12 protein-coding genes are annotated in these 12,409 nt (G+C 43.8%); 9 read left to right on the top strand and 3 right to left on the bottom strand.

From position 1 onward, the window contains the following. Positions 1 to 96: 96 nt before the first annotated feature. From AC3WJJ_RS14805 to AC3WJJ_RS14795, 3 genes are all read left to right on the top strand, one after another. Positions 97 to 1,074, top strand: coding sequence for a LacI family DNA-binding transcriptional regulator (locus tag AC3WJJ_RS14805; protein ID WP_492541711.1), 978 nt, complete (start codon positions 97 to 99; stop codon positions 1,072 to 1,074). Between the two features lie 136 nt (positions 1,075 to 1,210). Further along, positions 1,211 to 2,137, top strand: a complete 927-nt coding sequence (locus AC3WJJ_RS14800; RefSeq protein WP_492541709.1) for a prenyltransferase — start codon at positions 1,211 to 1,213, stop codon at positions 2,135 to 2,137. Positions 2,138 to 2,154: 17 nt separating this feature from the next. Beyond that, complete coding sequence (locus AC3WJJ_RS14795; RefSeq protein WP_492541707.1) at positions 2,155 to 2,883, top strand: DUF6081 family protein; 729 nt, start codon at positions 2,155 to 2,157, stop codon at positions 2,881 to 2,883. An 83-nt stretch (positions 2,884 to 2,966) separates the two neighbouring features. Here AC3WJJ_RS14795 and AC3WJJ_RS14790 read toward each other — a convergent pair whose 3' ends face one another. Genes AC3WJJ_RS14790 through AC3WJJ_RS14780 form a run of 3 tightly spaced genes read right to left on the bottom strand, consistent with a single transcriptional unit; the run spans position 2,967 to position 5,899 of the window. Further along, the gene (locus AC3WJJ_RS14790) at positions 2,967 to 3,869 is read right to left on the bottom strand and encodes a glycine betaine ABC transporter substrate-binding protein (protein ID WP_492541705.1); all 903 of its coding nucleotides are present in this window, start codon (positions 3,867 to 3,869) and stop codon (positions 2,967 to 2,969) included. A 1-nt stretch (position 3,870) separates the two neighbouring features. Further along, positions 3,871 to 4,704 carry an ABC transporter permease gene (locus AC3WJJ_RS14785; RefSeq protein ID WP_492541703.1) on the bottom strand — a complete coding sequence of 278 codons (834 nt, stop codon included), beginning with the start codon at positions 4,702 to 4,704 and terminating at the stop codon, positions 3,871 to 3,873. Continuing rightward, positions 4,697 to 5,899, bottom strand: a complete 1,203-nt coding sequence (locus AC3WJJ_RS14780; protein ID WP_492541701.1) for a quaternary amine ABC transporter ATP-binding protein — start codon at positions 5,897 to 5,899, stop codon at positions 4,697 to 4,699. Before AC3WJJ_RS14780 ends, AC3WJJ_RS14785 begins: the two co-directional genes overlap by 8 nt. A gap of 369 nt (positions 5,900 to 6,268) precedes the next feature. On the opposite strand from AC3WJJ_RS14780, the gene AC3WJJ_RS14775 reads away from it, so the two are divergent. The 6 genes from AC3WJJ_RS14775 to alr all read left to right on the top strand — a co-directional run bounded on the left by AC3WJJ_RS14775 (position 6,269) and on the right by alr (position 12,357). Continuing rightward, positions 6,269 to 6,835: a GbsR/MarR family transcriptional regulator gene (locus tag AC3WJJ_RS14775; protein ID WP_422658130.1), complete on the top strand. Its 567-nt coding sequence runs from the start codon at positions 6,269 to 6,271 to the stop codon at positions 6,833 to 6,835. 165 nt (positions 6,836 to 7,000) lie between these two features. After that, positions 7,001 to 7,561, top strand: a complete 561-nt coding sequence (locus AC3WJJ_RS14770) for a GNAT family N-acetyltransferase (RefSeq protein ID WP_492541699.1) — start codon at positions 7,001 to 7,003, stop codon at positions 7,559 to 7,561. 209 nt (positions 7,562 to 7,770) lie between these two features. After that, positions 7,771 to 8,265, top strand: coding sequence for a helix-turn-helix domain-containing protein (locus AC3WJJ_RS14765; protein ID WP_492541697.1), 495 nt, complete (start codon positions 7,771 to 7,773; stop codon positions 8,263 to 8,265). A 24-nt stretch (positions 8,266 to 8,289) separates the two neighbouring features. Continuing rightward, on the top strand, positions 8,290 to 9,588 hold the full coding sequence (locus AC3WJJ_RS14760) for an MFS transporter (protein ID WP_492541695.1): 1,299 nt from the start codon (positions 8,290 to 8,292) through the stop codon (positions 9,586 to 9,588). 164 nt (positions 9,589 to 9,752) lie between these two features. After that, a complete protein-coding gene (locus tag AC3WJJ_RS14755; RefSeq protein ID WP_492541694.1) occupies positions 9,753 to 10,856 on the top strand; it encodes a LolA family protein in 1,104 nt (367 codons plus the stop codon). 322 nt (positions 10,857 to 11,178) lie between these two features. Further along, on the top strand, positions 11,179 to 12,357 hold the full coding sequence (alr, locus tag AC3WJJ_RS14750; protein ID WP_492541692.1) for an alanine racemase: 1,179 nt from the start codon (positions 11,179 to 11,181) through the stop codon (positions 12,355 to 12,357). The last annotated feature ends 52 nt before the right edge of the window (positions 12,358 to 12,409 follow it).

Here is a 12,409-nt window from a genome sequence, read left to right as displayed (position 1 = left end):
ATAAGGAACTGTCTAAACCATGCTCAAGATGAATCCCATCTCGAAACATGCTACTATTCTAGCTAAGGCTTTAAACGCAGAGGGAGGCATATGGATATGGCGAACATTAAGGAGATAGCCAAGCTGGCAGGCGTTTCGGTCTCTACAGTATCTCGTGTGCTGAACGATCATCCTTATGTAAGTGAGGAGAAGAGGTCCCGAGTTCTTGAGACAATAGATCAATTGAAATATGCCCGTAATATGAATGCGGTACATCTGATTACAGGGAAAACAAAGAGTATAGCAATTATGCTACCCTATATTAACCATGCTTATTTCTCACTGTTGATGGAAGGTATTGGCGGGGAAGCACTCAATCATCATTATAGGTTGATCCTTTGTCAGACGGGTTATGAGGCAGATAAAGAACGTGAGGTTTTGGAAATGCTGCGTAACCGAGAGATTGATGGAATTATTATTTTATCTAAGGCACTGCCTGAAGAACATATTGAAGAATACTGCGGATACGGCCCGATTGTATGTTGCCAACAAGCAGGAAATCGGGCTTTTTCATCGATTTATATAGATCAATCTCGTGCATTCAGAGCTGCGATGGAGTGCCTTATAGCGAAAGGACACCGCCATATCGGTTTTACAGTAGGACGTATGGATAGTCCAAGTACGAGGGCACGTATGGATGCTTATCGTCAGGTACTTGATGAACTCGGAGAACCATTTCGCCATGAATGGATTATGGATGGATGTGTGAATATGGAGGACGGGGCTACAATTATGAAGCGACTTGCCGAGATGCCCTGTCGTCCAAGCGCAATGCTTGTTACGGGGGATCATGCTGCTGCAGGATTACTGTGGGAAGCAGGTAAGCTTGGTATTGCAGTGCCGGAACAACTGGCGATTATCGGTTTTGATAACCAGCCTATCAGCGAATTGCTTGGTTTAACAACGATTGATAATCGTCTTAGCGATATGGGAGCAGAGGCGTTCCGAATCCTACTCAGTCATATTCAAGAGCCGGGTCAGAATCCAGTGGAGCGTGAAGTTGATTTTGCATTAATTGAGCGAACGACTGTCTAATGCTCTCACGAAGAAATGCATTACAAAATTCGACAAGTGTGATATTCTTAATATGCAAGTTCATTGATTCACAATTCGCGTCTGCAATCATTATTGCAGGCGTTATCTTTAGTATGACGGAAAGGAGGGAATTCCTATGAATGCTTGGACACAATTCAAGAAAGCTTCGCGTATGAAGGTCATTCCGGTCATGTTGATCCCAGTCGCTCTTGGCGCACTAGGTGCATATGTCTGGACAGGTGTGTTTCATCCGCTTCTTTTTATTTTAACCTTGATCGGGTCAGGAGCAGCTCATTTATTCTCTAATATGGTCAATGATCTGTGGGATTATAAGAATGGGACGGACGATGAGGCAATGAATAATGTCGATGCCATTTCAACCAATTCCGGATTCTTAACGAACGGTAAATGGTCATTAAAGAAATTCGAGATCATCACTTGGACGCTATTCGGCATTGCTGCTTTAAGTGGGATTATACTTAGTCTAATCAGTGGCTGGTGGGCATTTGTATTCGGTGGACTTGGTGGATTAATAGCTTACTTCTATGTTGCTCCGCCAGTCCGGTTCGGGTATCGTGGTAAAGGCTATAGCGAGCTAGCGATTCTGTTATCCTTTGGCGTGCTGCCTGTTATGGGGGCATACTATGTTCAGACTTCCCAGATGGATATCCGAGCTTTGCTGTTATCTTTGCCTATAGGGCTGCTGACCACGTTAATTTTGTTTAACCATCATTTTTTACATTGGCAGGCTGACCGTCTTGCGGGTAAGAATACACTTGTTGTTGTATGGGGTGAAAAAAGAGCACTTCGATTCTCGCGCATCCTCTTACTCTTAGCATGCTTATCACTAATTGTCTGTGTGTTCGCAGGAGCACTTCCATCCTATGCGCTTCTGGCGCTCATTACAGTTATTCCTCTATACATGGTGTATGGACGTTTGCAAGATAGTAATCGTTCCGAAGCGTATTTACCGCTCATGGGAGCGTCAACGAAGACAGCATTACGCTGTGGCGGTGTATTAATTGTATCGCTTATCGTGCAGGGCATTATTCAAACTATGTAAGAAAGAAGGTACTATTCATGGAGCAAGAGCGTATTTTTGGAGATTTTCATACCATATTATCTGAAGGTGAAGTTTGGAAAATCGGTGGATTCCCAATGCCGGACGGCTCATTCTGGGAATATCGTGAGCCGAATGCAGTGGTCATCGTTCGTAACGGGATTTTATACGTGCGTGCGCCGCTTAGCCGTCAGAATAACCAAGTTCAGATTTTGGATAATGCGAAGCATATGTATTATTCTGTAGATGATGTATTGGTTCCTGAAGAGGGCGAGGTAAGCTTCGAACTTCAGATCCGTGCACGAACCCAAGGAACGGTACCAGGCGATCTGTACGACGGTTATGTGTCTTTGAACCTGCTTGACTTCACAACAGGTGCAGCGCTCGATTTTTTTGCTTCAAATGATAAGTATGCGAGTGTCTATGCAGTGCTTCCATTCCCGGGTGTTGAAGTTCCAGAATCGAACAAAACCCGATACTTCTGCATTTTTAAAGAAGATACTAATTTTAAGGCCCGTGAGTTTAACACATACAAGATTACGTACAATCGTGCTAATGATGAGGTTGTGTTCTATCTGAATGGTGAAGAAATACGGCGTGAAACAAATGTACCGATCAAGTTCAATCAATTCACGATTGCCCTTGGTATTATGACAGAGAAGGATTTGTCTCCGGAAGGCAGCGTATCTGTTCACGGTCAAACGGTAACTGCCGAATATTCACCTGTTAAGGTAACAATCAAAGAGTAACAAGTTCCTAATTTCTTATACAAAAAGCCTTCCGGCATAGCCGGAAGGCTTTTCTTGTCTGCAAAACTCATTCGAATTTCGAATTACTTCGTCTTCAAATCTTCAATGGAGTTAATGTTCATATAAGATGGGACAACGAGTCCGGTCTTAACCCCTTCCATGTTGGCACCAAGGTCTTCGACTTTATCTTTGTACTTGTCCCAGTAGTCTGCGTGAGTCAATGGAAGCCAAGCAGCAACGGTAGCATCAACATCACCATTAGCAACGCCTGTCCACATTGGACCAGCCTCTACTTGGAGAGCAGTTACTTTATAGCCAAGTTTGTTCTCGAGTACATATTGGACCAAGTGAGTACTTGCAATTTCGGAATCCCAAGCAACATAGCTAAGTTTCACTTCTTTACCACTAACCGGTGCAATACCTTTTGTCCATTCATCGACACGATCGGGGTGGCTTTCAGCCCATGCTTTTGCTGCTTCTACAGGAGATGTACCTTCCTGAATGGCAGTCATGATTTCGCCCATTTCATCAGATGTCCATTTGAAGTTCTGTAAGAATTGATATGCTTCTGGGTGATCTTCCTTCAGGCCTTTACGAGCCAGTGTATGGATTTCTTCCGCTTCACCAAATGATTTCTTTGGATCCTCCAGATATTTAAGATCATACTTAGCAAACATCCAGTGTGGAGTCCAGCCGGTAATGATAATCGGTTCTTCTTTCTTCATGGCTTTCGCAAGGGTAGCGGTCATGGCTGCACCGGATCCTTCAACGAGTTTCCAATCGGTCAGGCCATAGTCTTCAATGGATTTTGCAGCTGCTTTCATAATCCCTGCACCTGGATCAATACCGATGATTTGGTAGTTGACCTGTTCTCCGACCGTTTTGTTCGCAGCTTCACCATTCGTTTTGTCTCCGCTATTTCCACAAGCAGACAAGACAAGCACAGAAGCGAGACTAAGCATCATCCAAAATTTTGTCTTCTTCATTTTACGCACCCCTTTTTTTCGTTTTGAAAATATTTTGTGTAAAGCGGTCAAGCACGATCGCCAAGATAACGACAGCTAAACCAGCCTCAAAACCTTTACCAATCTGCAGCTGAGTTACAGCACGATACACCTCTGCCCCGATGCCTTGCGCACCGATCATGGAAGCAATAACGACCATGGAAAGGGAGAGCATGATGGTTTGGTTAACCCCTGCCATAAGTGTAGGCATAGCAAGTGGTAGCTGCACTTTAAACAGCTTCTGACCGGAAGTGGAACCGAAGGCATCCGCAGCTTCCGTAAGTTCCTCGGATACTTGTTTAATACCGAGCTGAGTCAGACGGATCGTAGGTGGAATCGCGAAGATTACAGATGCGATAACACCAGGTACCACACCTAGACTGAAGAAAGTAACTGCCGGTAGTAGGTACACGAATGCAGGCATTGTCTGCATGAAATCAAGCAGAGGAATAATAATCCGCGAAGCGGTTCTACTGTAAGCACACCATATCCCGATTGGGACACCAAGCAGAACAGAGATGAGCGCTGAAGTAAGAACCAGACTTAGCGTATCAATCGTCTGTGTCCAATATCCCAGGTTATCGATAATCAAGAACCCGATAACTGTGAAGAGGGTTAGTGGAAGACGTCCTGCCAAGAAGGCGAGGATTCCGAAAATAACGATAAAGATCAGTGGGTGTGGTAGCAGGAACAAGTCACTAAAGGCACCAACTATACCTTCAATTACCGCCGCGATGACATCGAAGAAGCCTGCCAAATAATCTTCCATCCAACTAACTAAGGATTCAATCCAATCCGCGAGTGGAATCTTAGGCATTTGTCTTCACCTCCTCATTCTTGCTCTCACCAGCGAGGGCACCGAGAACAGCTCCACGGACAATTACACCAAGCAATTTACCAGTATCATCTACAACCGCTAGTGGAACTTTCGATAAACTTGTAATTTCAAACAATTCATTCAGTAGGGTATCGGGTCCGACTTGTGGTCCGTCTTTGATAATTATGTCTTCAAGTTTTCGATTGTTTCGAAGTGCATCATTGGCATCTTCAGCCGTGATGACACCGAGAAGACGTTTTCCTCGGTCAATGACGAACAAGTTAGATATACCGCGCTCTCTCATAAGTTCTAGAGCGACACGAGGGCCGCGATCCGTCGTAATCGTCTCTGGACGGCGCATCACATGTGCTGCTGTTAAGACTTTGGATAAATCAACATCCTCTACGAACCGTTCAACATAGTCGTTAGCCGGCTGTGTTAATATTTCTTCCGGCGTTCCGATCTGAACGATGGAGCCATCTTTCATCAGCGCGATACGGTCACCAATTCGAAGTGCTTCGTCCAAGTCATGTGTTATGAAAATGATGGTCTTCTTCATTTTGTCTTGAAGCTCAATAAGTTCGTCCTGCATATCCCGGCGAATCAGTGGATCAAGGGCACTGAAGGCTTCATCCATGAGAAGGATCTCAGGGTCATTGGCAAGCGCACGAGCCAGACCGACACGCTGCTGCATCCCGCCACTGAGTTGATCCGGCATCTTGTTCTCCCAGCCTTTAAGACCAACAAGTTCCAAAGCTTTTATTGCAGCTTCTCGGCGCTCTTTCTTATCAGCCTTTTGAATTTCCAGACCGTACTCGGCATTCTCGACAACAGTGCGGTGCGGAAACAGCGCGAATTTCTGAAATACCATGCTTATCGTTTTACGACGCACATTTCGAAGCTGCTCTTTATTCATTTTTCGTAGATCCTTGCCGTGAATCAGAATTTCTCCAGACGTTGGTTCAATCAAGCGATTTAGCAAACGCACTAGTGTGGATTTTCCACTACCCGACAATCCCATGATGACAAAAATCTCACCTTGGCGAATATCGAAGGTTGCACGGTTAACCCCAACAGTTATATTTTTTTCTTTTGCGATACGTTCTTTGCTCCAACCCTGTTTAAGAAGTTCAAGTCCTTGCTCTGCATGGGGGCCGAATAGCTTGCTGACGTTGTTGACTTGCATAATGGTCAAAGATATTCCTCCTTTTATATATAGAAGTAAAGTAAAGATTGTTCTCCGAGCGCTTAAGTGGTCAATTGTTTAAACCCATGTGAAACATTGTAACAATATAATACGTATTGTATCAAACGTTGTATCTGTACGTATAGAACGTACAGTAAAAACTGTACAAACTTATACTTCCTTATGCTCCCTTATGCTCCGTATTACTTCTAAGCGGGGTTCTTTACTTTTAAAATAGCTTTCCCTACAATAGACGAGAGAATGTGTAAAGGATTGACCTAGGCGGTTTTTTTCCTGAAGCAGCATGACATCAATTCGCGTAATTAGGCAGATTAGCTATAACAGCGAGGATGGTTACAGAAAGAGGAGGCTGCAAGCATGGGCTTGTACCAGTTAGATGAAGAACGGCAGGCCGCCGTGCAGAAAATTCGTAAACGTGTTATTGAGAATATTGGACGTAATATGGATTTATACGGCATTTCTATGTCAACGGGGCATCTATACGGTCTGTTATTTTTTGCGGACAAGCCGATGAACCTTGACGAGATGGGTCAGGAAATGAAGATGAGCAAGACCAGCATGAGTACGGGTGTGCGAACTTTGCTGGATTATAAGATGGTGAATAAGGTATGGGAAAAGGGTTCCCGCAAAGATTTGTATGAAGTGGAATATGATTGGTATCAGACTTTTGCTGATTTCTTCGATACGAAATGGAGAAAATCGGTGGAAAGCAATATTCTCATCTTAGGAAAAGCACTTGATGAAACCAATAAGCTGTTGAAACAGCATGAAGACGATGAACTGATAACCACCGTGCTGCAGGAAGACCAGGCTAAGATGAAGGAAGCCGTCGCGTACTACAAATGGTTGGACCGGTTGATTGATACATTAGTCAGTGGAGAAATTTTCACATTGGTTCCTAAAGAACCATCTGTAGATGAATAAACATATGCTGCTTCAAGAAAGACACACCTGTGATCCATGAATCTAGGTGTGTCTTTTTGTTGTTTACAGAAGGGATCTCACTCAAATTTGTTCCTCGCCTCGTATGAGGCTATACTTGATTATGTAAATCAAAAGTTCAACATAGAGGAGACTTAAGTAAACGCCATGAACATCAGACCAGCAGTAAAGGAAGATGCACAAGCAGCAGCCCGTCTGCTTTATGATGCGCTGCATGACATTGCTCATCAATTGACAGGGCAGGATAGCAACGACGACGCGATTACCGTATTGGAGCAGTATTTTGGACAAGAGGAAGGACGTCTTAGTTACCACCAAGCATTGGTGTGTGAGGTTGAAGGTAAACCCGCAGGACTGATTGTTACGTATGGTGGTGATGAAGCGAAGGAGCTGGATCGTCCCATTGTGGAGCGGTTAAGAGAACTCAAGAATGATCCAACAATTACACTTGATAAAGAAGCGGATGAAGATGAATTCTATATTGATACCTTATCGGTTTCTTCTTTATACAAAGGACAAGGGATAGGATCAGCACTTATTCAGGCTGCAGAGAAGCGGGCTAAGGAACGTGGTTATAACAAAATTGCGTTAGCCGTTGTTACCGATAATAAAAGAGCTTATTCGCTATATCTAAGAACTGGGTATGAGGTGGATAAGGAAATTATCATTAATAAGCATGTATATTTTCATATGATTAAACATCTTTAAGAGATTGCTGAGATCAGAATAAATATGAAGCCAGCTTGATTAAGATCAAGCTGGCTTTTTTGTGCTTGATAAAAATAACTATTTACAGAAGGTAAAAGATGGATTATTATGATGTACATAAACGATCTAAAAATTTAGATCGACTAAATTTTACAGAACGACTAATTTAAATAGATCGTATATCTAATGTAAATCAAGGAGATGACGGTATGAACCAGAAACAAAATTCCATTCCGATCTCGGTGGAACAATCCAAGTTATTAGGCAGTGCACAGCGTGTAAAGATCATCGGTGCCATTGTAGAGGTAGCTAAAACGTCCAAACAAGTGGCTGATGAGCTTGGACAGTCGCCGGGCAGCACTCATTACCATATCCAGAAGCTATATGATGGGGGCTTAATTGATCTGGTTGAGACAAGAACTACGGGCGGAATCGTTGAGAAGTATTACAAATCCAAAGCCAAGTGGTTTGACTCAGACGAGTATAGTCTCGATCCTGTATTATCAGATGATTATGGATCTTCAGACGCCACAAGAATTAGCCTCAGACTTGATCTAACACCAGACCAGAGAGACGAATTAGCTGCAGAATTCAAATCACTAATGGAAAAGTGGGTAACCATTACCTCCACTTCTAAGGAAGAAGGAGAAGAATTCGCAATCGGCTTTAAGATGATATCTTCGAAGAAGAGATCTGACTCCTAAAGCGAATAAAAAGGGGATTAGAAGATGGATATTTTCAGAAACAAAAACTTCTCGATTATGTTTGCAGGCCGTATTTTGACTAACATTGGTGACAGTCTTTACGCGGTTGCAGCAATGTGGCTTGTATATGATTTAGGCGGCTCTACCTTATATACCGGATTGGCAGGTTTTTTGTCTATCATACCGAGAATTATTCAGCTTCTGTCAGGTCCACTTATTGATCGAATTCCCGTCAGAAATATATTGGTGTACACACAGCTTTTTCAAGGCATTGTTCTACTCATTGTTCCGATTGCCTATTATACTGGATTTCTAACGGTGGGTCTGGTATTAACGATTACACCCATCTTATCGACGTGCAATATGTGGGTGTATCCAGCCCAGATGTCCGCACTTCCTAAAATTTTAGATAAGAAATCGTTAACTCAAGGCAACTCCCTATTCTCAATAGCTTATCAAGGCATTGATGTCGCTTGTAATGCAATTTCGGGTGTCCTGATCGTGGTGGTGGGAGCCGTATCGTTATATTTTTGGAATGCGATAGGGTTCTTTATTGGAGCTCTTTTATTCACTCAGATTCGTATCCCATCGAAACGTGCAGAGCACATAGACACAAAACCGAATTTTATGAAAAGTTATTTATCGGAGATGAGCGAAGGGATTAGGTTGCTGGTAGCCACTCCACTCTCTAGGCTGCTATTTGGCATCATTATGGTTAATGCTGCTGGAGGTGCAACGTTCACTGTATTACCCGCATTCAGTGACCGACTTGGAGGTGCTAGTATTTATGGAATGCTCTTAATGGCCCAAGCCCTGGGAAGTTTACTTGGAGCAGTAGCTACTCCATATTTGAAATTAGAGCGTATGCGTCTGGGAACATTATACTCGGGAGCTTTTATGATCTGCGGTTTAGCGTGGTGTCTATGTATGTTCATTCCTTGGACTTGGCTAATAATTATTGTATATGGATTATCTTGGGTTCCAGGCGGGATCACGAATGTGATTATCAATACCGTTATTCAAAAAGGGGTACCAGCCAAGAATTTAGGCTCCGTATTCGCTGCAGCTTCTGGACTAAGCGGTATTGCCTCGCCTGTGGGAAGTCTGATCGGTGGCGCACTTGGGTTATGGATTGGTGGCAGCGGCGTTATTGTTGGGTGTGGAATTGCTATTTTTCTAGTTAGCATGTACTGGAGGATTGACCCTGTCACCCGGCGACTCCCGGCTTCGGATGAGATAGATGGATCGTTGTTTGGTCATTTTGGTGCCGAGAGCCGTGTTATACCAACAACTGCTCAAGGTTCGGGTAACAGCTATCTATAACGAACCTACAAAATAATATTCACTAAAAAGGTACTACATCCTTGATGTAATGCCTTTTTTTGTTAAAGACAACTTCCGGCTTGTCATGCCCGTCTGCATAATGTGAACAAGTCCCACATAGACATGTATCAATCAATTCAAAACATGCTGAAGGGGATGATGACATGCGCCGGATTTCATGGGTGCTGCTCGCTGCTGTTCTATGCTTTACCTTGGTGTTATCAGGGTGTGGGAAGAAGGGCGCTGACGGAGTTATCAAGGATCTGAGTAAGGTAGCTGACAAACTAGAAAGCGCCAAGGGTGCTTATCAAGGTGCTGGAGTGATGACCATACATACAGGTTCGACTCCTCAGCAGTATCAGGTGGAAGTATGGTACCAAGCTCCGTCCTACTACCGAATCAGCTTAACGAACGGGCAGAAGGATATTACACAGATTGTACTGCGTAATGATGACGGTGTGTTTGTCCTGACACCAAGCCTTAACAAGAGTTTCCGGTTTAAGAGTGACTGGCCTGAGAAGCAAGGACAGGTTTACCTGTATCAGACCATGCTTGGCAGTATCTTAAGTGATAACACAAGACAGTTTGCAGAGGATAAAGACAGCTATGTATTTGATGTGGCAGCCAATTATCATAGTCATTCATTGGTTCGTCAGAAGATTTGGCTTGCGAAGGACAACTATACACCAAAACAAGTTCAAGTATCGGATTCGGAGGCAAAAGTGGTTGTTGATGTGAAATTCAACTCCTTTACTTTCGATACAAATTTGACAAAAGATTCATTTGATACGAATCGTAATCTTAGCGCTATGAATCCAGAAGCGAAAGATACGATGACAGAAATCGATGAGAATGGTATGCCTGTTGCTTCGACGGAAGGTACCGGGGATAGCGGAGTAGAGGTAGAGCCTGTGGTATCCCAGCAGCTTGGAGCGTTTGGCATTATCGAGCCTGAATATACACCAGCTGGTGTAAAGATTAAGGATACGCAAGAAGTAGCTGACAGCAAGGACCATACAGTTATTCTTCGTTATGATGGAGTATACCAATACACCATTATGGAATCTCGTCCGAAGGATCGTGCAGTGTCCCTTGCACCAGGAAGTGCTGTGGATTTAGGCTTTACGATGGGTGTGCTTACAGGCGATGAGCAAAAGACACTGACCTGGATGTCAGATGGGGTTGAGTTCCGGATTACGAGTGCAAACCTTCCAACTCCGGAATTGATTGAAATCGCTGCTTCCACCCAAGGACAATCGGGTAAATAATAGGATGAAGGCGGATACCAATTATTGTAGAAGGGTAAAATCTCTGCAATAAAGGCCATTCGCCTCTTTCTTCAAAATATAAGGTTAATGCATTCGGTCATTATTTTTCCCTTATATTTCAAGCGGGTCAATCCATTCCTGCTTGTCTGCCTAGGCTACTATGGTCATTGCAAAGATCTGGCTCCTTTGAACGAATTGACAGTTGCCTTTGGGAACATTACCATTAATCTATTATGGACCGATCAATTACATATCTCTTGGTGATGGTATGAAATTGATTCAAGCATGAAGGTTTTTCAAAATGGTAAGAAGGTGACTGGAATTGCAAATGACATATCGACCTACGCAAGCGGAAATCAATCTGGATCATCTACGTGCCAACTATAACAGCTTCCGGAATTCACTTCCTGAACAGATGAAGCTATTAGCCTGTGTAAAGGCGAATGCTTATGGACATGGAGCTGTTGAGATTTCACGAGAGATGGAGGAGCTGGGGGCAGATTATTTGAGTGTTGCCTTTTTGGATGAGGCACTTGAGCTTCGTCAGGCAGGGATACAAATGCCAATTCTTGTGCTGGGCTATACACCTCCAGAAGGGATCGAGACTGCATGGCAGCATGATGTTACCGTAACCTTGTTCAGCCTAGAAGTACTCGAAGCGATCAAAGCCTTGCCAGAAGTGGGAGAGAAGCGACTGAAGGTACACATCAAAATCGATAGTGGAATGGGCCGGTTAGGTCTGCTTCCAGGTGATGATGCTCTATCCTTTATTGAAGAAGCTTTCTCGGTGCCGCAGGTGTTAGTCGAAGGCATGTTCACTCATTTTGCAAGAGCGGATGAAGAAGATAAGGGCTATACACTGGAACAGTACAGACGTTTCAAAAGCGTGGCTGACGCGCTGAGGGATCTGGGTTACACCATCCCGATAATACATACGGGTAATAGTGCAGCCGCTATCGATACTCCCGATCTATCATATAATATGGTGCGAGTAGGCATCGCATTGTATGGATTGTACCCATCGGATGAAGTAAATCGATCATCGGTCAGCTTGAGCCCGGTCATGACACTTAAGACGCAAACTGTTTACGTCAAGAAACTTCCACCCCATTACGGCATCAGCTATGGCAGTAAGTATGTAACCGAAGAGGAGGAAGTGATTGCAACGCTCCCAATTGGTTATGCTGACGGCTATTCCCGTATGCTGAGTGGTAAAGCGGAAGTACTTGTACGTGGTCAACGCGTCCCAGTAGTTGGTAATATTTGTATGGATCAGTGTATGATATCATTAAAATCTTTCGCCGAAGAGGCGGAACAAATTAAAGCCGGTGAAGAGGTTGTACTCATCGGTCAGCAGTCTGGTTCGTGTATAACGGCAGATGAGCTGGCCTCCGTGCTGGGGACCATCCCTTACGAGTTGGTCTGCATGATCGCCCATCGTGTACCGCGTACATATATGCGCCAAGGTACACCTATTAAGCGAGTAAATCCCCTTTGGTAATAACGCTTTTTGTTCCACATCCGTAGTTATTTTATTCGGAAAAGAAGGAATA

The sequence above is a fragment of the Paenibacillus sp. FW507-14B1B genome (genome assembly GCF_058781425.1).
The sequence above is the reverse complement of the archived record's forward strand: the minus strand, read 5'-3'. Positions and strand labels throughout refer to the sequence as shown.

What these genes read in the sequence shown, in the direction of transcription:
- AC3WJJ_RS14785 (WP_492541703.1), bottom strand. Translation starts at nt 4,704, where the DNA reads ATGCCTAAGATTCCACTCGCGGATTGGATTGAATCCTTAGTTAGTTGG.
- AC3WJJ_RS14795 (WP_492541707.1), top strand. Translation starts at nt 2,155, where the DNA reads ATGGAGCAAGAGCGTATTTTTGGAGATTTTCATACCATATTATCTGAA.
- AC3WJJ_RS14760 (WP_492541695.1), top strand. Translation starts at nt 8,290, where the DNA reads ATGGATATTTTCAGAAACAAAAACTTCTCGATTATGTTTGCAGGCCGT.
- AC3WJJ_RS14790 (WP_492541705.1), bottom strand. Translation starts at nt 3,869, where the DNA reads ATGAAGAAGACAAAATTTTGGATGATGCTTAGTCTCGCTTCTGTGCTT.
- AC3WJJ_RS14805 (WP_492541711.1), top strand. Translation starts at nt 97, where the DNA reads ATGGCGAACATTAAGGAGATAGCCAAGCTGGCAGGCGTTTCGGTCTCT.
- AC3WJJ_RS14755 (WP_492541694.1), top strand. Translation starts at nt 9,753, where the DNA reads ATGCGCCGGATTTCATGGGTGCTGCTCGCTGCTGTTCTATGCTTTACC.
- AC3WJJ_RS14800 (WP_492541709.1), top strand. Translation starts at nt 1,211, where the DNA reads ATGAATGCTTGGACACAATTCAAGAAAGCTTCGCGTATGAAGGTCATT.
- AC3WJJ_RS14765 (WP_492541697.1), top strand. Translation starts at nt 7,771, where the DNA reads ATGAACCAGAAACAAAATTCCATTCCGATCTCGGTGGAACAATCCAAG.
- AC3WJJ_RS14775 (WP_422658130.1), top strand. Translation starts at nt 6,269, where the DNA reads ATGGGCTTGTACCAGTTAGATGAAGAACGGCAGGCCGCCGTGCAGAAA.
- AC3WJJ_RS14770 (WP_492541699.1), top strand. Translation starts at nt 7,001, where the DNA reads ATGAACATCAGACCAGCAGTAAAGGAAGATGCACAAGCAGCAGCCCGT.